Raw genomic sequence first — 16,937 nt, 5'->3', positions numbered from 1 at the left:
GGGCGGGCGGCGGCACCACGCGCGGCGTTTCCGAACAGCCCGCGATGGCGAGCGCGGAGGCGAAGACGAGCAGCTGGCGTCGCATGCGCGGCCTTATGCGGGAAGTGTCCCCGCCGCTCAACCGCTGCGGCGACGAAACGACCCGTCATATCGTCCTGCCGCGAGCCCGCTCTCAGACCCGCTTCATTCCCTTGGCGACCCAGGGCTGGCGCGCCGCTTCGCATTCGCTTTCGGGGAGCGCCATCCAGTCCGGCGCAAACGCAGTGGCCTCGTCGAACGTCGCGCCGATACAATTGCCGACCAGGCTCGCATCCTGGTCGACCAGCTTCGCGCCCTCCAGCCGCGCGCCGCGCAGGCTCGTGCCCGCAAGGTCGGCACCCACGAAGTCGGCGCCGCGCAGGTCCGCGTTCAGGAAAGAGGCGCCGCGCAGATCCGTGTCGGACAGCATCGCGAAGCGCAGAGAGGCGCTGGTGAACCGCGCGCCGGCGGCATTGGCGCCCTGGAGGAGCGCCCGATCGAGATTCGCCCCCACGAAGGAAGTATATTCGAGATAGGCGTAGAAGAGGGATGCCTGCTCGAGATGGGCGCCCCGAAGATACGCCCCTTCCAGATAGGCGCCGGACAGTTCGGCGCGCTCGAGATGCACGTAGCGCAGCCTCGCCAGCCGGAAGCGGCAATCGATGAAACTCGATCCGGACAACACCGTCTTCCGGCCCAGCTGGATGCGATCGAAGGCGGATCCGGCAAGCGGCAGGTGGCCGCGAAGCACCGCCTCCCATTCTTCGCTGAGGATGATCTGCTCCGCCGCCGCGATCGCGCAGGGGCGAAGCTTGCGCCGCGCGCCGGCGATCTCGCGCTTCATCTCGGTGATCGCGCGCGTCACGTCGCGCCCCTCGAGCCGTCCGAAACGCTCGCGCCAGTCCTGCATCCAGTTCCCCACGATGCTGCTGCCGGTCGCCTCGGCGCTGGCGACCAGCCGCGCGCGCAGCAGCTCGAAGGCCGGGCGCTGGAAGCTCTTGCCATATTCGCCGCGCAGGAACGCGCGCATCTGGTGGAGCGCCGCGATCTGGAGCGTGTCACGCGCGGCGGCGGGGAATTTCTCGTCGATGGCGCCGGCGGCGCGCATCTGGATTTCCTGGAACTCCTTGAGGTTCACGTCCTTGCGCTGATTGTCGAGCGTCGCGTTGACGTTGAGATCCCGGAACAGCCAGAGCAGGAAGGCGGAGGGCACGCCGATCAGCAGCAGCAGGATCTGCGCGGCCTCCCGCCATTCGAGCCGCGGCGCGGCCGGATCGGTGAAGAGGCGGCGAAAGGCCAGTGCGACGCCGCGCGCCTCCTGCGGAAACAGCAGCGAAAGCAACGTGGCGATGCCCAGCGGCACCAGGACGCCGATCAGCGCGAGCGCGACCGGCTTGGGCCAGTGGCGCCGCAGCCCGATCCCGCGGGGCCGGCGCAGCCACAGCCGGAACCGCAACCATGCGACACGCATGCCGATCCGGAGCGCGAAGCGAACCTCGTGTCGCGGGCCGAACAACTCGTCCACCCACCAGCGCGAGAAGCGCTTCCTCCACTCGGCCATCCGCTCCCCTTCCCCGCATGATCGGATGGCAGGATTATCGCCGCGGGCTCAGGAGTCTAGCGCCGGCCGCCCCCGCCCCATTTCTTCTGCACCTTGCCGTAGCGCGTCTTGCGGGTGCCCGGCTTGCCCTCGTTGCTGCGGCCCATCACCGGTGCCTTGCGCTGGTCGTCGGGCAGGCCAAGCTCCTCGGCCTCCAGCGCGCGGATCTCGTCGCGCAAGCGCCCGGCTTCCTCGAATTCGAGGTTCGCCGCCGCATCGCGCATCTTCTTCTCGAGCTCCTCGATGTACGCGCGGAGGTTGTGGCCGACCATGTGCGGACGATCGGCATCGATCTCGACCGTCACCTGATCCTTCGAGGCGACATGGGCGATGATGTCGCCGATATTCTTCTTCACCGTCTCCGGCGTGATGCCGTGCTCGGTATTATACTCCTGCTGCTTCTCTCGGCGCCGGCCGGTCTCGGCGAGCGCGCGCTCCATGCTGCCGGTCATGCGGTCGGCATAGAGGATCACCCGCCCCTCGACGTTGCGCGCCGCGCGGCCGATCGTCTGGATCAGCGAAGTCTCGCTGCGCAGAAAGCCTTCCTTGTCGGCGTCGAGGATCGCGACGAGGCCGCATTCGGGAATGTCGAGGCCCTCGCGCAGCAAGTTGATGCCGACCAGCACGTCGTACACCCCCATGCGCAAATCGCGGATCAGCTCGATGCGCTCCAGCGTCTCGGTGTCCGAATGCATGTAGCGGACCTTCACCCCCGCCTCGTGCATATATTCGGTCAGGTCCTCGGCCATGCGCTTGGTGAGCGTGGTGACCAGCGTGCGATAGCCCCTGGCCGTCGTCGCCTTGCATTCCTGGATCAGGTCCTGGACCTGCTCCTCGACCGGCCGGATCTCCACTGGCGGATCGATCAGGCCGGTGGGGCGGATCACCTGCTCGACGAACACGCCGCCGGTCTGCTCCATCTCCCAGCCGCCGGGGGTCGCCGAGACATAGACGGTCTGCGGCCGCATCGCCTCCCACTCGTTGAACCTGAGCGGCCGGTTGTCGATCGCGCTGGGCAGGCGGAAGCCATATTCGGCCAGCGTCACCTTGCGGCGATGGTCGCCGCGCGACATGCCGTTGATCTGGCCGATCGTCTGATGGCTCTCGTCGACGAAGAGCAGCGCGTTCTCGGGCAGATATTCGAACAAGGTGGGCGGCGGCTCGCCGGGCAGCCGGCCGGTGAGGAAGCGCGAATAATTCTCGATCCCCGCGCAGCTGCCGGTCGCCGCGATCATCTCCAGATCGAAATTGGTCCGCTGCTCCAGCCGCTGATGCTCGAGCAGCTTGCCCTCCGCCTCCAGCTCCTTGAGCCGCTCGGTCAATTCGTGGCGGATGCCCTCCATCGCCTGCTTCATCGTCGGCCCGGGCGTGACATAGTGCGAATTGGCGAAGACCCGGACATAGTCCAGGCTCGCCACCTTCGCCCCGGTCAGCGGGTCGAACTCGGTGATCTCCTCGATCTCGTCGCCGAAGAAGGAGATGCGCCAGGCACTGTCCTCATAGTGCGACGGAAAGATCTCCAGGCTGTCGCCGCGTACCCGGAAGGCGCCGCGCGCGAAGGCGGCGTCGTTGCGCTTGTACTGGAGCGCGACGAGCTTGCGGATGATCTCGCGCTGGTCGGCCACCTGGCCCTTTTTCAGATCGAAGATCATCGCGCTGTAGGTCTCGACCGAACCGATGCCGTAGAGACAGGAGACCGAGGCGACGATGATCACGTCGTCGCGCTCCAGCAGCGAGCGCGTCGCCGAGTGCCGCATCCGGTCGATCGCTTCGTTCACCGAGCTTTCCTTCTCGATGTACGTGTCCGACCGGGGCACATAGGCTTCGGGCTGGTAATAGTCGTAATAGCTGACGAAATATTCGACCGCGTTCTCCGGGAAGAACGACTTCATCTCGCCATAGAGCTGCGCCGCGAGGATCTTGTTCGGCGCGAGGACCAGCGCGGGGCGCTGCAGCGTCTCGATCACCTTGGCCATGGTATAGGTCTTGCCCGAGCCGGTGACGCCCAGCAGCACCTGGTCGCGCTCGCCGGCGCGGGCCTGCTCGACCAGCTCGGGGATCGCGAAGCGCTGGTCGCCCGAGGGCTGATACTCGCTGACGAGCTTGAACGACCGGCCGCCCTCGGATTTCTCCGGGCGCTGCGGGCGGTGGGGCACGAAACTCTGCCCGGTCTCGGGCTCGGCCAGGCTGGTGCGAATCTGGATTGCCATCGGGGGGAATATGGGGTGTGGCTGGCCCATACGCCAACCCCTGGGGGACCATCATGCGCCTGACGATTCTCGCCGCTGGAGCCCTGCTCCCGCTCGCCGCCTGCAATCAGGGGCCCTCGACCGAGGACAGCGCGCGCCGGACCGGGGATATCCGCCTCGACAACGCCAGCATGGAGGAAGTCGCCAAGCAGAGCGTGGCGGCCGAGACCAAGGCGCCCGTTCAGCCGGGCCTGTGGGAAACCAGCGAGCAGCTCGTCGCGCTCGATACCGGCGCCATGCCCGAACCGATCGCCTCGAAGATGAAGCAGGAGGTAGGCAAGCCGCCCCGGACCGAGCGCGGCTGCCGCAAGCCGGAGGAACTGAAACCGTTCGACGTCTCCAAGCTCGGGCCGATGGCCGCCGGCTGCCGCTTCCCCAAATATCGCTTCGTCGGCGGCAAGATGGATGCGGTGATGGAATGCGACACGCCCATGGGCAAGGCGCATGCGACCTTCAGCGGCACCCAGACGCCGACCGGGTTCGACTTGACCATGACCCAGCGCCAGACCGCGCCGGGGCAGACCAAGGAAACCTCGATGACCGTGCGGATCACCGGCAAGCGCCTGGGCGAATGCAAGGCATGATCCGCGCGCTCGCCGCCCCCGCCGCCGCCGCGGCGCTGGTGCTGCTCACCGGCGCCGGCCAGGCGGGCGATGGCTTCACGCTGACCGACGCGACGGCGCAGCAAGTGGCCGATGCCTATGCGAAGGCGAAGCCGGGCGGGCCGATGCACATGGGGCAATGGGACCGCACGATCGCAATCACTGCGTTCGAGCTGCCCGGCATCCCCGCCGGCGCGGGTCGCGACGCGACGCGCGCCGCGGCCAAGGAAATCAAGAAGGAGGTCGAGAGCGTCTGCCATTCGGGAACCGATCTCGCTGCGCCGGAGCCCGCGCAGATATTCGAGATGATGGGCACCGATTGCCGCTACCAACACCTCACGATGGGCGGTGGCAAGTTCGACGGCAGGCTGAGCTGCAAGGGCGAGCAGCCGGGCTCGAAGGTGGATCTCGCCGTGTCGGGCACCTATGCGGCGGAGAGCTTCGCGATCCGCCTGGACATCGATCAGCAGCCCGCCGATCCGGCGCAGCGAGTGAAGATGACCATGCAGCTCGACGGTCGCCGCACGGGGGAATGTGCGAAATAGCGCGCGCCGCTATTCGCGGCGATAGGCGATGCGCCACATCAAGGCGCCGATTCCCGCGGCGAACAGCGCCAGGATCGCGCTCGACGCCACTGCGCTGATCCAGCGGAACAGCAGCGCGCGACTGTCCATCGGCGGCATCTCGAACAGCCCGAAGCCATAGGTCTGCGCGCCGACGAAGATGGCGAGCGCCGTGACTGCGCCGACCAGGGCTGCGTGGCGGGCGCGGCGCAGGCCGGCGACGTGCATCACCAGCCAGAGCGGGCCGCCCACCGCCGTGATCGCGATGCCGGCGATCAGGCTGCCGATCAGCCAGCCGCTGACCAGGCTCAGCGGATCGCGCTTGCCGCCGAGCAGCAGCAGCGCGAGCACGACGAGTCCCGCAAAGCCGCTGCCCACGCCAAGCGCGAGCCCGGCGCGGTCGATGGACGTGTCATAGCGTTGCGCAGCGTTGGTCGCGCGATTGTTCACAAGGGACCCCTCCCGGTTCGCCCCAGGATAGACCGGCGTGCCGAGTCCCTTCAAGCACCTGGAAAGACGGCGCCGGCTCGATTCGGCGCATCGGCGCGCCAAGTCGCGGCGGGCGCTCAATCGGCGATCGTGAAGCCCGGCACCGGCCGCGTCTCGCCGCCGTCATGATACATGTCGATATGGACGTCGATCGGGTCGTTGCCGGGGCAAGTGACCTTGTAGAGATCGACGATGAAGCCGAAGACGCCTTCGCCGACACTGCCGGCGCGCGTGAAGGCAGGCGCGGTGCCGTCGGCGCAGCGCAGCTTGCCCAGATAGGCGCGCTGGCCGGTCGGACCGTTCTCGCGCACCGGGTTCTTGTCGCTGCCCAGCGGGAACTGCTCGGCCTTGGCGATCGCCTTTTCGAGCTTCTTGCCCTTCATGCCCCCGCCGAACGACAGCATCATGTCGCGCGCTTCGTTGGGTGTCCTGCCTACCCGGCGGTCCTGCGGCGGCGCCGCGGCGATGGCGAACCCGGCGACTACGGCCAACGCAGCGAACTTGCGCATGGTCTCTCCCCCTTCTAGATGGCGCGAGCCTAGCGCAGCCGGGCGACGACGCAAGGTCAGCGCAGCGCGTCGAAGCGGCCGCCACGGATGCAGGCGTCGAGCGCGGCGTAATCCGGCGGTGGCGGCGCGGTGGCGAGCGGCGACACCGCGAAGGTCTCGCCGATACGGCGAGCGGCGAAGCGGGCCGGATCCTCGCCCGCGCAGCGCAGCATCCCGCGCAGCATGGCCGGCGGCGTGGCATAGCCCTCGCGCGACAGGCGGAACGTGCCCCAATGCACCGCCAGCGCGCTCGGCCGGCCGAGCCCGTCCCACACGCGGATGGCATCCCGCGGGCCGATATGGCTGCCGCTCGCCATCTGCCCCTCGTCGAAGCGGAAGGCGCCGATCGGAATCGCGGCGAAGCGGATGCGCCCGAGCGCCGCCGCCTCGGCCGGCCATTTGCCGTCGCCGAGCCCGGTATCGCCCGCGAAGAAGAAATTGCCGTGCGGCAGCCGCACCACGAAGCTCGACCACAGCGCCCGGCTGCGATCGGCGAACCAGCGGCTGCCCCAGTGATGGCTGCGGGTGACATGGACGATCGCCCGCATCCGGCACCAGCGCACCGGCTCGGTGCATTCGCTGGTGAATTGCGGCCCACCATCGGGCCGGTCCAGCACGAAGCTCCCGCCCCAGTCGAGCGCCTGTGCCGGGATGCCGCGCGTGCGCAGGATCGCATCATTGCCGAGCGACGTCACGATCACCGGCCGATCCCGATCCCAGAGCCGCTTGAGCGTCGGCAGGTCCATATGATCGTAGTGATTGTGGCTGACCAGAACGAGGTCGATCCTGGGCAGGTCCTCGAAGCGCACGCCCGGCGCGGCCACCCGGCGCGGGCCGATGCCGAACGGGCCGACCGTATCGCTCCACACCGGATCGGTGAGGATGTTCACGCCGTCCGCCTGCACCAGCACGGTAGCGTGCCCGACCCAGGTGACGCGCATCTCGCCGCCGTCCGCGCGCGCCGGCGGCTTGCCCGGCATCACCGCGACGTGCCCGGGCCATTTCGGGCGGGTCGGGTCGCCGAACACCTGCTGCCACAGCAGCTTGTTGCCGCGCGCGGCCGAGATGTCGAGCGCGTCGCCATCGGGATTGAAGAAGCGCTGCCCGTCGAAATGGCTGGCGACGGGCCCGCGATAATAGATGCGATCGAGGAAGAAGGGCGCGGCCGTCACCACCAGGCACAGCGCGACCACGGCCCAGAGCAAGACGGCGAGGACGATCCGGACGACGCGCATCGCCGGCAATGTCGTTACGCGCCCGCACCGCTTCAAGACGCTTGATCGCCGCCCGGCCGCCAGCCTAACCCCGCACTATGGATCCGCTCCCCCAGACTCCGGAACAGGCCGCCGCCGAGCTCGAGAAGCTCGCCGCCGAGATCGCGCACCACAACCGCCTCTATCACGCCGAAGACGCGCCCGAGATCAGCGACGCCGACTATGACGCGCTGATGCGGCGCAACGCCGCGATCGAAGCCGCCTTTCCCGATCTCGTCCGCGCCGATTCGCCGTCGCGGCTGGTCGGCGCCGCACCGTCCGGCCGCCTCGCCAAGGTCGCGCATGCGCGGCCGATGTTCAGCCTCGACAACGGGTTCGGCGACGAGGACGTCGCCGATTTCCTGGGCCGCGTCCGCCGCTTCCTGGCGCTCGGCGATGCCGAGCCGGTCGCGCTCACCGCCGAGCCCAAGATCGACGGCCTCTCCTGTTCGCTGCGCTACGAGCGGGGCAGGCTCGTCCAGGCGCTCACGCGCGGCGACGGCCAGATCGGCGAGGACGTGACTGCCAATGCACGGACGATCGGCGACGTGCCCCAGGAAATCGCCGGCGCGCCCGAAGTCTTCGAGGTGCGCGGCGAAGTGTACATGGCGAAGGAGGATTTCGCCGCCCTCAACGCCCGGCTGCTCGCCGAGGCGGAGGAGACCGGCAAGGAAGCGCGCCAGTTCGCCAATCCGCGCAACGCCGCCGCCGGGTCGCTGCGCCAGAAGGATGCCGCGGTGACCGCGGCACGCCCGCTGCGCTTCCTCGCCTGGGGCTGGGGCGAAACCACGTCGCTGCCGGGCGAAACCCAGGCGGAAGTGATCCGCGCGATCGCCGCGATGGGGTTCCCGGTCTCGGACCTGTTCGTCGGCCCCGTCGACCTCGACGCGGCACTGGCGCAGTACCGGAAGATCGAGGCGGTCCGCGCCGACCTTCCCTTCGACATCGACGGCGTGGTCTACAAGATCGACCGGCTGGACTGGCAGGCCCGGCTCGGCTTCGTCGGCCGCGCGCCGCGCTGGGGGCTGGCGCACAAATTCCCCGCCGAGCGCGCCCAGACCACGCTGCGCGGCATCGACATCCAGGTCGGCCGCACCGGCAAGCTCACGCCGGTCGCCCGGCTGGAGCCGGTCACCGTCGGCGGCGTCGTCGTCACCAACGCGACGCTGCACAATGCCGACGAGATCGCGCGCCTGGGCGTGCGCCCCGGCGACCGGGTCGTGCTCCAGCGCGCCGGCGACGTGATCCCGCAGATCGTCGAGAACCTGACCCGCGACGAGGATCGGCCGGCCTTTCTGTTCCCCAGCCATTGCCCGATCTGCCATTCCGAGGCCGTCGCCGAGGAAGGCGAAGTGGACATACGCTGCACGGGCGGGCTGATCTGCCCGGCCCAGCGGCTCGAGCGGCTCAAGCATTTCGTCAGCCGCGGCGCGCTCGACATCGAGGGGCTGGGCGAGAAGACGCTGATCGAACTGCTCGATCTGGGCTGGATCGCCGAGCCCGCGGATATCTTCCGCCTCGCCCCCCATCGCGAGGAACTGCTCGGCCGCGAGGGCTGGCAGGAGAAGTCGGTCGACGCGCTGCTCGCCGCAACCGAGGCCAAGCGCGCACCCGATGCGGCACGGCTGCTCTTCGGCCTCGGCATCCGCCACATCGGCGCGATCACGGCGCGAGACCTGTTGAAACGTTATGCAACATTGCCGGCGCTCCAGGCGCTCGCCGACGAGATCATCGCGCTGCGCGCGGCGACACCGCCACAGCTGGGTGAGACCGAAGTGAAACACCGCGCCCGGCTCGACAAGGCGATCGCCGAACGCATCGGCGTCGAGAATGTCGGCGGCGCGGTGGGCCAGGCGCTGGCCGATTTCTTCCACGAGCCGCACAATCGCGCGGTGTGGGAAGACTTGCTCGGCGAAGTGGCCCCCCCGCCTTTCCATGTCGCGACCCGCGAATCGGAAGTATCGGGAAAGACGCTGGTTTTCACCGGCACGCTGGAGGCGCTCAGTCGGGACGAGGCCAAGTCCCAGGCCGAATCGCTGGGGGCCCGAGTCGCGGGATCGGTGTCCGCGAAGACGGACCTGGTGATCGCGGGGCCCGGCGCCGGCTCGAAGCTGAAAAAGGCCGCAGAACTCGGAATTCGCGTAATTACGGAGAGCGAATGGTTGCAGATCGTCGCCACAGTGGAGTGACTTTTTTGCAACGCAACAATCCTGAATCGCAGATTAACCAGCCTGCCCCACAGGACTCCGATTGACTGTCACAGGACCGACATAAATTAATCGCATGGGCGGCGACGACGGTGAACCGCACCGCGTTCAGTGCAGACGATAAGCACACACCGAAAGGGAAACACCTCTAATGCGCACCAAGCTTTTTGCGGGCGTGGCTTTTGCCGCGCTGATGGTCCCGGGGGCGGCGTTCGCGCAGTCCACCGGTACGCAGGACTTCGAGGGTGAGACCGAGATCGTTGTGACCGGCGGCCGCGCCGACAATGGCGTGCACGGGATCATCATTCCGGACACCTCGAAGGCCAAGGGCGTCCTCACCCAGGAATTCATCGAGCGTCAGGCAGCCGGCGCCTCGATCAACGATCTGATCAACCAGCTCCCGGGCGTCAGCTTCCAGAACAACGATCCCTATGGTTCGTCGGGCGGCTCGATGAGCATCCGCGGCTTCGACAACACCCGCATCAGCCAGACCTTCGACGGCGTGCCGCTGAACGATTCGGGCAGCTACGCCATCTACTCGAACCAGCAGCTCGACGCCGAGCTGATCGAGCAGGTCAACGTCAACCTCGGCACGACCGACGTCGACTCGCCGACCGCCTCGGCTTCGGGTTCGACCGTCAATTATCGCACCCGCCTTCCGGGCAAGGATTTCGGCGTGAAGCTGGTCGGCTCGGTGGGCGAGAACGGCTTCTTCCGCACTTTCGGCATGGTTGATACCGGCGAGTTCACTTCGTTCGGCACCCGCGCGTTCCTCGCCGCCAGCCAGCAGAGCTACTACCAGCCCTGGAACCACAATTCGAAGGTCGACAAGCAGCAGTACAACGCCCGCATCTATCAGCCGCTGGGCGATAGCGGCGACTTCATCTCGCTGGCCGGCCACTACAACGAGAACCGCAACAACTTCCAGGGTTCGGTTCCCCTGCGCTGGGATACCGTTGTCCGCAACTCGACCACTGGTGCCGTCACCGGCCCCCGCAATGTGGGCACCGGCTCGGGTGACCGCTACCCGACCAACAACGGCGAAGCGTTCTACAACATCCCGCTGTGCACCATCAACACGGTCGCCCGTCCGGGCGTGGCCGACTTGGCCAACAGCTGCGGCTCGACCTTCGATGAGCGCTTCAACCCGTCGAACACCGGCAACATCCGCGGCGGTTCGCGCTTCACCCTGGCCGATGGCCTCGTCCTCACGGTCGACCCGAGCTACCAGTATGTGAAGGCGAACGGCGGCGGCACCGTCGTGGCGAACGAGGCAATGTACGACCTCAATCCGGCCGGCGGTCGCGCGAACTGCAACACCACGCCGAACAGCGCGACGGTGAACTGCCAGCCCGGCTATTGGGGCGGCGCGCCCTATGTCGGCCGCGACCTCAACGGCGACGGCGATACCCTCGACACCATCCGCGTACTCGCGCCGAGCCAGACCCAGACGCACCGCATCGGCGTGATCTCGTCGCTGCGCTACGACATCTCGTCAACCCAGACCGTCCGTCTCGCCTACACCTATGACCGTGCGCGTCACCGTCAGACGGGCGAGATCGGTTTCCTGCAGCTCAACGGCAAGCCCTTCGACGTCTTCCCGGTCAACAATCCGATCCTCGACTCGAACGGCAACGCACTCGAGAAGCGCGATCGCCTTTCCTATGCGATCCTGCATCAGGTCGCGGCCGAGTATCGCGGCGAGTTCTTCGACGGCATGCTCAAGGTGAACGCCGGCGTCCGCGCGCCGTTCTTCCGCCGCAACCTGACCAACAACTGCGCCACTTCGAGCGCTTCGGGCTTCGTCGAGTGCGGCGCCAGTGTCGCCGCCTTCCTCGCCGGCACGCCGACCCAGACCGTGGCCCAGAGCGTCGCCGCCGCGGCGGGTGCAACCTGCACCACCACCACCCCGGTGGTCTGCACCTTCCCGACCCAGGGACCGCAGCAGCGCATTCTGAACTACAGGCGAGTGCTGCCGAACATCGGCTACACTTGGTCGCTGACGCCGCAGGTCGATGTCTTCGGCAACTATTCGAAGGGCCTGCAGGTGCCGGGCACGGACAACCTGTACAACTCCTTCTACTTCCCGGCCGGTTCGGACCGCGCCAAGCCCAAGCCCGAGACCACGGACAACTTCGACCTGGGCATTCGCTATCGCTCGTCGAAGCTGCAGGCGCAGATCAGCGGCTGGTACACCAACTTCCACAATCGCCTGGCCCAGTCCTATGATCCCGAGCTGGACCGTTCGGTGTATCGCAACCTCGGCACCGTGCGTAAGTACGGCTTCGACGGTACGATCGCCTATCAGCCGGTGCGCGAAGTCAGCCTCTATGCCTTTGGCTCGTACCTCCACTCGGAGATCTTGAACGATGTCGAGGTGGCTCGCACCACCGCCGGCGCGATCGTCTACGCTCCGACCGCGGGCAAGCGCGAATCGAACGCACCGGTCTACACCTTCGGTGGCGGCGCGACGGTCGATCTGACGCCGGTTTCGCTGGGCGTCGACGTGAAGCGCACGGGTCCGCGCTACATCTACGACACCAACGAGCCGATCCAGCTGATCGCGGGTGGCACGACCTACCAGATCTTCCCGAACAAGACGCCGGCTTATACGCTGGTGAACCTCAACGCGCGGGTCGATCTCAGCTGGGCGGGCCTGAACAAGAAGACCTATTTCCAGGTCAACGTGCTCAACGTGTTCAACGAGTTCTGGGTCGGTTCGGTCAACAGCGGCAATGGCGCCGTGAACCAGGGCCCAACCTACAACGCGGCGACGGGTGCGATCACGGCGTACGGCAACCCGCCGAACACCCAGATCGGTTACCCGCGCACCGTGATGGGCACGCTGGTCGTCGGCTTCTAAGCCACGATCCGCTTCCCGAACGGGAACACGAAGCCGCCGCTCCGGAAACGGGGCGGCGGTTTTCGTTTGGGCGATTGTCGGTGAACGGGGCTCAGGCCGCCTCGGACGTCCCGGCGTAGATGCTGTTCAGCGGCCGGGCGAAGACCCGGCGGACCATCGGCTCGAAAAAGGCAAGCGGCGCGCTTTCATAAGCGGGGTCGAACGCCGCCTGATCGTAACGCTCGCAGAATTCCGCGCAGGCCTGGAAATGCGGATGGCCGCGAAACCCGTCGCGCACGTCGCGATCCAGCCCGAGATGGTGGAAGAAATAATAGCCCTGGAAGGCGCCGTGCTTGTCGGCGATCCAGTGCAGCTCCTCGCTGACGAAGGGCCGCAGGATCGCTGCGGCGATCTCGGGATGGTTGTAGCTCCCCAGCGTGTCGCCGATGTCGTGGAGCAGCGCCATCACTACATAGTCCTCGCCCCGGCCGTCGCGATGCGCGCGCGTCGCGGTCTGGAGCGAATGCTGCAACCGGTCGATCGCGAAACCGCCGAAATCGCCGTCGAGCAGCCCGAGATGCGCGAGCACCCGATCGGGCAGCCCGGCCGCCAAGCCGCGGAACGCCCCGCCGATGATCGCCCAGTCCTCGGCCGTGCCCTCGGTCATCGCATGGAATTTCGCGCGTTCGCCGCCTTGCTCCATCCTCGCTCTCCTCGTCGCGCCGGTCTCGTGCCGGTCTCCGCCAGACTACGCCTCTTTGCCCCTGCCTGTCAGCGGTGTTAGAGGCTGGAGCGTGGCTACCCTGGACCCTAGCTCCCCGTTCCTCGCGCAGCCGTTGAAGCAGCCGGCCGCATTGTCGCGCCCGTTCTTCGAGGACAAGAACCGCGCCTTCTGGATGCTCCAGGCCGGCGGCTGGACCGGCTATCTGCTGCTGCGCACCGTAGTGTCGCTGTCCAACGGCTTCAGCGTCGAGGGCGTGATCGCGGTGATCATCGAATCGATCATCGGCTATTGCCTCACGCTGCTGCTCTCGACGCTCTACGGCTATTATCGGCGGCTGCCGCGCATTCCCGGCATCCTGCTGACGCTGGCGACGCTGGGCACGGCCACGGCGATCTACGCGGTGCTCGACGCCTTCATCTATTCCTTCATCAAGATGCCGACGCCGAACATCTCGTTCAACCTCGTCGTCGGCACCGTGTTCATCAACTTCACCGTGCTCGCGGGCTGGTCGGCACTCTATTTCGCGATCAACTTCTACCTGATCGTCGAACAGCAGATCGATCAGATGCAGGCGCTGGAGATGCAGGCCAGCCATGCCCAGCTGGCGATGCTGCGCTATCAGCTCAACCCGCATTTCCTGTTCAACACGCTCAACTCGATCTCGACGCTGGTGCTGCTGAAGCAGACCGAGCGGGCGAACATCATGCTTTCCCGCCTGTCCTCCTTCCTGCGCTACACGCTGGCGAACGAACCGACGGCGCACGTCACGCTCGCCCAGGAGGCGGAGACGCTGAAGCTCTATCTCGAGATCGAGAAGATGCGTTTCGACGAGCGCCTGCGCCCGCATTTCGACATCGACGAGCGCGTCGCCAAGGCGCGGCTGCCTTCGCTGCTGCTCCAGCCGCTCGTCGAGAACGCCATCAAATATGCCGTGACGCCCCAGGAAGAGGGCGCCGACATCACCGTCTCCGCTCGGCTCGCCGGAGAACGAGTGCAGATCGCCGTATCCGATACGGGTCCGGGATTGATCGGGGCAAAACAGCGGCCAACCCTTTCAACCGGCGTGGGGCTCGCCAATATCAAGGAGCGGTTGGCCCAGGCTTTTGGGCCTGACCATCGATTTGAGACGCGTTCGGACCCAGGGAAGGGGTTCAGCGTTGAGATCGAGATACCGTTCCAGATCGAGGAACCTAATCGAGAGGCCGCATGACCATCCGTACTATTCTGGTCGACGACGAATCCCTGGCCATCCAGGGGCTCGAGCTGAGGCTTCAGGAACATGACGACGTCGAGATCATCGACAAATGCTCGAACGGGCGCGAGGCGATCCGTTCGATCAAGACGCACAAGCCCGACCTGGTCTTCCTTGACATCCAGATGCCGGGTTTCGACGGCTTCTCGGTCGTCCAGGGGCTGATGGAAGTCGAGCCGCCGCTGTTCGTCTTCGTGACCGCCTATAGCGACCACGCGATCCGCGCCTTCGAGGCGCAGGCGGTGGATTATCTCATGAAGCCGGTCGAACCCGCCCGGCTCGCCGACACGCTCGACCGGGTGCGACAGCGCCTGAGCGAGAAGCGCGGCGTCGAGGAGATCGAGAAGCTCAAGGAAGTGCTCGCCGAAGTGGCGCCCGAGGCGGTCGACGAGATCGCCGCTTCGGCCGTGGACGGCGAGATGGCGTCGAACCGCTTCGAGAAGCTGATCAACATCAAGGATCGCGGCCAGATCTTCCGCGTCGACGTCGACACGATCGAGCGGATCGACGCAGCCGGCGATTACATGTGCATCTACACCGGCGACAATACGCTGATCCTGCGGGAGACGATGAAGGACCTCGAGAAGCGCCTCGATCCGCGCCGTTTCCAGCGCGTCCACCGCTCGACCATCGTCAATCTCGATCTGGTCCGCCAGGTCAAGCCGCACACCAATGGCGAATGCTTCCTGGTGCTCGATTCGGGTGCGCAGGTGAAGGTGAGCCGCTCCTATCGCGACGTGGTGGCGCGGTTCGTCCACTAGGTTGAGAACACAAGCAAGTATCTGATTTTCCGTCGTCATCCCCGCGCAGGCGGGGATGACGGTCATGGGGGCTATCCTTGTCTCCAGGGGATATTCAACGCGCATAAGTCCCCAACCTGGATCCACCGCGCCCATGGCGCGGGCCCGGTGACAAGATCTTGTCAGCATCGTTGCGAGACGACATCACGGCCCCCTTGCCGCGACGCTTTTCACCCATTAGAACAATAAGGGAACAAGAGGGGTTCCGTCCATGTCCGTCAAGTATCAGAGCTTTGCCGCGCTCCATGTGCCCGGCGATCCGGTGATCCTGTTCAACGTCTGGGACGCGGGCAGTGCGCGTGCGGCGGAGCGCGCCGGTGCCCGGGCGATCGCCACGGGCAGCGCCTCGGTCTCCACTGCGCACGGCTATGACGATGCCGAAGCGCTGCCGCTCGACCTCGCCCTCGCCAATGCGCGGCGCACGGTGGCGGCGGTAGCGCTGCCGGTGAGCGTGGATTTCGAGGGCGGCTATGCGGTCGATCCCGACGCAGTCGCCGCCAATGTCGAGAAACTCGCGGCCACGGGCGCGATCGGCTGCAATTTCGAGGACCAGATCGTCGCCAGCCATGGACGGGCGGCGCGCGTCATGCACGCCGTCGAGGAACAGGCGGCCCGCATCGCCGCGATCCGCTGGACGGTGGGCCCGGACTTCTTCCTCAACGCCCGCACCGACATCTTCCTGATCGCGCCGGGCGACACGCACGACGTCGCGATGGCCGATGCCGCGATCGCGCGCGGCAAGGCCTATGCCGATGCCGGCGCGAGCGGTTTCTTCGTCCCCGGCCTCGCCGATCTCGCGCTGCTCGAGCGCGTGGCCAAGGCCGTGCCGCTGCCGGTCAACTTCATGGCGTTTCCCGGCGCGCCGGACGCGAAGGCGGTGGCGGAAACGGGCATCGCGCGGATCAGCCACGGCCCCTTCCCCCACATGGCTGCGCTCAAGGCCTTCGAAGACGCGGCCCGGGCGGCGTTCGGAGGATGAACCTAAAAGCCCCCTCCCTGAAAGGGAGGGGGTTGGGGATGGGTCGCCACACGCGAGATGGCAGGGGAGGATGTCATGCAACGCACGCCGCCAGAGCTCCGGTCGAATGCGCGAACAATACGCACCAATTCAACCGACGCCGAACGCGCCCTCTGGCAGCAACTACGCCAAGTCCGCCCTCGCTTCACCCGGCAGCTGGTGGTGAGCCACTACATCCTGGATTTCGTCTGCCGGACTCTCAAACTCGCGATCGAACTCGATGGCGGGCAGCATGCGGAGAGCGAAGCCGATGCGACGCGCACCGCCTATCTCGAAGCACAGGGCTGGTCCGTCCTGCGCTTCTGGAACCATGACGCGCTGGTAAATACCGGCGGTGCGATGGAAGTGATCCTCGCTGCCGTCGCGCGGGTGTCCACCCACCCCAACCCCTCCCTTCCAGGGAGGGGCTAGAGACTGGGAATGCAGGGCTTCGCCTGCCGCCGCTCTTCCACGGAGCCAATGAATCGCTCAACCGGATGGTTGAGGATCAGCTCTCGGCGCCCTCGTCCGCGCTGCCCTCGGCGGGCCGCTCGAACCACGCCTCGACCGGGCCGACCAGCTTGATGGTCAGCGGGTTGCCCTTGCGATCGACCTTGTTGCCGAGCGCGACGCGGACCCAGCCTTCGGAGATGCAATATTCCTCGACGTCGCGGCGCTCGGCACCCTTGAAGCGGATGCCGATGCCGCGCTCCAGCAGCTCGCGCTGGAAATAGGGGCTGCTCTGGTTGACCGACAGGCGGTCCGGGGGCGTGTCACTCATGGCCAGCCCTTT

General features: G+C 66.8%; 15 protein-coding genes. 8 read left to right on the top strand and 7 right to left on the bottom strand.

Annotated features, from left to right (window positions below; genetic code table 11):
• Positions 1-172: 172 nt before the first annotated feature.
• Positions 173-1,579, bottom strand: a complete 1,407-nt coding sequence (locus tag FFS08_RS19115; protein ID WP_137864327.1) for a pentapeptide repeat-containing protein — start codon at positions 1,577-1,579, stop codon at positions 173-175.
• 56 nt (positions 1,580-1,635) lie between these two features.
• Positions 1,636-3,828, bottom strand: coding sequence for an excinuclease ABC subunit UvrB (uvrB, locus tag FFS08_RS19110; RefSeq protein WP_137864328.1), 2,193 nt, complete (start codon positions 3,826-3,828; stop codon positions 1,636-1,638).
• 53 nt (positions 3,829-3,881) lie between these two features.
• On the opposite strand from uvrB, the gene FFS08_RS19105 reads away from it, so the two are divergent.
• On the top strand, positions 3,882-4,451 hold the full coding sequence (locus FFS08_RS19105) for a DUF3617 domain-containing protein (protein ID WP_137864329.1): 570 nt from the start codon (positions 3,882-3,884) through the stop codon (positions 4,449-4,451).
• Positions 4,448-5,014, top strand: a complete 567-nt coding sequence (locus FFS08_RS19100; protein WP_171012717.1) for a DUF3617 domain-containing protein — start codon at positions 4,448-4,450, stop codon at positions 5,012-5,014. Before FFS08_RS19105 ends, FFS08_RS19100 begins: the two co-directional genes overlap by 4 nt.
• 9 nt (positions 5,015-5,023) lie before the next feature.
• On the opposite strand, the gene FFS08_RS19095 is transcribed toward FFS08_RS19100, so the two are convergent.
• The 3 genes from FFS08_RS19095 to FFS08_RS19085 form a co-directional block, all read right to left on the bottom strand.
• Positions 5,024-5,482 carry a hypothetical protein gene (locus FFS08_RS19095; protein ID WP_137864331.1) on the bottom strand — a complete coding sequence of 153 codons (459 nt, stop codon included), beginning with the start codon at positions 5,480-5,482 and terminating at the stop codon, positions 5,024-5,026.
• A gap of 116 nt (positions 5,483-5,598) precedes the next feature.
• Complete coding sequence (locus tag FFS08_RS19090) at positions 5,599-6,030, bottom strand: hypothetical protein (RefSeq protein WP_137864332.1); 432 nt, start codon at positions 6,028-6,030, stop codon at positions 5,599-5,601.
• Between the two features lie 56 nt (positions 6,031-6,086).
• Positions 6,087-7,304 carry an MBL fold metallo-hydrolase gene (locus FFS08_RS19085; protein WP_137864333.1) on the bottom strand — a complete coding sequence of 406 codons (1,218 nt, stop codon included), beginning with the start codon at positions 7,302-7,304 and terminating at the stop codon, positions 6,087-6,089.
• Positions 7,305-7,381: 77 nt separating this feature from the next.
• On the opposite strand from FFS08_RS19085, the gene ligA reads away from it, so the two are divergent.
• On the top strand, positions 7,382-9,511 hold the full coding sequence (ligA, locus tag FFS08_RS19080; protein WP_137864334.1) for an NAD-dependent DNA ligase LigA: 2,130 nt from the start codon (positions 7,382-7,384) through the stop codon (positions 9,509-9,511).
• 169 nt (positions 9,512-9,680) lie between these two features.
• A complete protein-coding gene (locus tag FFS08_RS19075; protein ID WP_137864335.1) occupies positions 9,681-12,392 on the top strand; it encodes a TonB-dependent receptor in 2,712 nt (903 codons plus the stop codon).
• Between the two features lie 91 nt (positions 12,393-12,483).
• Here the strand turns inward: FFS08_RS19075 and FFS08_RS19070 are convergent, their stop codons facing one another.
• A complete protein-coding gene (locus FFS08_RS19070; RefSeq protein ID WP_137864336.1) occupies positions 12,484-13,074 on the bottom strand; it encodes an HD domain-containing protein in 591 nt (196 codons plus the stop codon).
• A gap of 193 nt (positions 13,075-13,267) precedes the next feature.
• Between FFS08_RS19070 and FFS08_RS19065 the strand changes: the two genes are divergently transcribed.
• The 4 genes from FFS08_RS19065 to FFS08_RS19050 all read left to right on the top strand — a co-directional run bounded on the left by FFS08_RS19065 (position 13,268) and on the right by FFS08_RS19050 (position 16,576).
• Positions 13,268-14,305: a sensor histidine kinase gene (locus FFS08_RS19065; protein WP_137864391.1), complete on the top strand. Its 1,038-nt coding sequence runs from the start codon at positions 13,268-13,270 to the stop codon at positions 14,303-14,305.
• Positions 14,302-15,108, top strand: coding sequence for a LytR/AlgR family response regulator transcription factor (locus FFS08_RS19060; protein ID WP_137864337.1), 807 nt, complete (start codon positions 14,302-14,304; stop codon positions 15,106-15,108). Before FFS08_RS19065 ends, FFS08_RS19060 begins: the two co-directional genes overlap by 4 nt.
• A gap of 250 nt (positions 15,109-15,358) precedes the next feature.
• A complete protein-coding gene (locus tag FFS08_RS19055; RefSeq protein ID WP_137864338.1) occupies positions 15,359-16,126 on the top strand; it encodes an isocitrate lyase/PEP mutase family protein in 768 nt (255 codons plus the stop codon).
• Between the two features lie 75 nt (positions 16,127-16,201).
• A complete protein-coding gene (locus tag FFS08_RS19050; RefSeq protein ID WP_137864339.1) occupies positions 16,202-16,576 on the top strand; it encodes an endonuclease domain-containing protein in 375 nt (124 codons plus the stop codon).
• A gap of 76 nt (positions 16,577-16,652) precedes the next feature.
• On the opposite strand, the gene FFS08_RS19045 is transcribed toward FFS08_RS19050, so the two are convergent.
• Positions 16,653-16,925, bottom strand: coding sequence for a DUF3297 family protein (locus tag FFS08_RS19045; protein ID WP_137864340.1), 273 nt, complete (start codon positions 16,923-16,925; stop codon positions 16,653-16,655).
• Positions 16,926-16,937 lie beyond the last annotated feature (12 nt).

The sequence above is a fragment of the Sphingomonas sp. 1F27F7B genome (assembly GCF_005503355.1).
Lineage (GTDB): Bacteria > Pseudomonadota > Alphaproteobacteria > Sphingomonadales > Sphingomonadaceae > Sphingomonas.
Note: the sequence above shows the minus strand (reverse complement) of the source record. Positions and strands in the feature narration are given on the sequence as shown.

Excerpts from the sequence above, each read along its gene's own strand:
- FFS08_RS19115 (WP_137864327.1), bottom strand. The coding sequence starts at position 1,579 with ATGGCCGAGTGGAGGAAGCGCTTCTCGCGCTGGTGGGTGGACGAGTTG.
- uvrB (WP_137864328.1), bottom strand. The coding sequence starts at position 3,828 with ATGGCAATCCAGATTCGCACCAGCCTGGCCGAGCCCGAGACCGGGCAG.
- FFS08_RS19105 (WP_137864329.1), top strand. The coding sequence starts at position 3,882 with ATGCGCCTGACGATTCTCGCCGCTGGAGCCCTGCTCCCGCTCGCCGCC.
- FFS08_RS19100 (WP_171012717.1), top strand. The coding sequence starts at position 4,448 with ATGATCCGCGCGCTCGCCGCCCCCGCCGCCGCCGCGGCGCTGGTGCTG.
- FFS08_RS19090 (WP_137864332.1), bottom strand. The coding sequence starts at position 6,030 with ATGCGCAAGTTCGCTGCGTTGGCCGTAGTCGCCGGGTTCGCCATCGCC.
- FFS08_RS19085 (WP_137864333.1), bottom strand. The coding sequence starts at position 7,304 with ATGCGCGTCGTCCGGATCGTCCTCGCCGTCTTGCTCTGGGCCGTGGTC.
- ligA (WP_137864334.1), top strand. The coding sequence starts at position 7,382 with ATGGATCCGCTCCCCCAGACTCCGGAACAGGCCGCCGCCGAGCTCGAG.
- FFS08_RS19075 (WP_137864335.1), top strand. The coding sequence starts at position 9,681 with ATGCGCACCAAGCTTTTTGCGGGCGTGGCTTTTGCCGCGCTGATGGTC.
- FFS08_RS19070 (WP_137864336.1), bottom strand. The coding sequence starts at position 13,074 with ATGGAGCAAGGCGGCGAACGCGCGAAATTCCATGCGATGACCGAGGGC.
- FFS08_RS19065 (WP_137864391.1), top strand. The coding sequence starts at position 13,268 with ATGCTCCAGGCCGGCGGCTGGACCGGCTATCTGCTGCTGCGCACCGTA.
- FFS08_RS19060 (WP_137864337.1), top strand. The coding sequence starts at position 14,302 with ATGACCATCCGTACTATTCTGGTCGACGACGAATCCCTGGCCATCCAG.
- FFS08_RS19055 (WP_137864338.1), top strand. The coding sequence starts at position 15,359 with ATGTCCGTCAAGTATCAGAGCTTTGCCGCGCTCCATGTGCCCGGCGAT.
- FFS08_RS19050 (WP_137864339.1), top strand. The coding sequence starts at position 16,202 with ATGCAACGCACGCCGCCAGAGCTCCGGTCGAATGCGCGAACAATACGC.
- FFS08_RS19045 (WP_137864340.1), bottom strand. The coding sequence starts at position 16,925 with ATGAGTGACACGCCCCCGGACCGCCTGTCGGTCAACCAGAGCAGCCCC.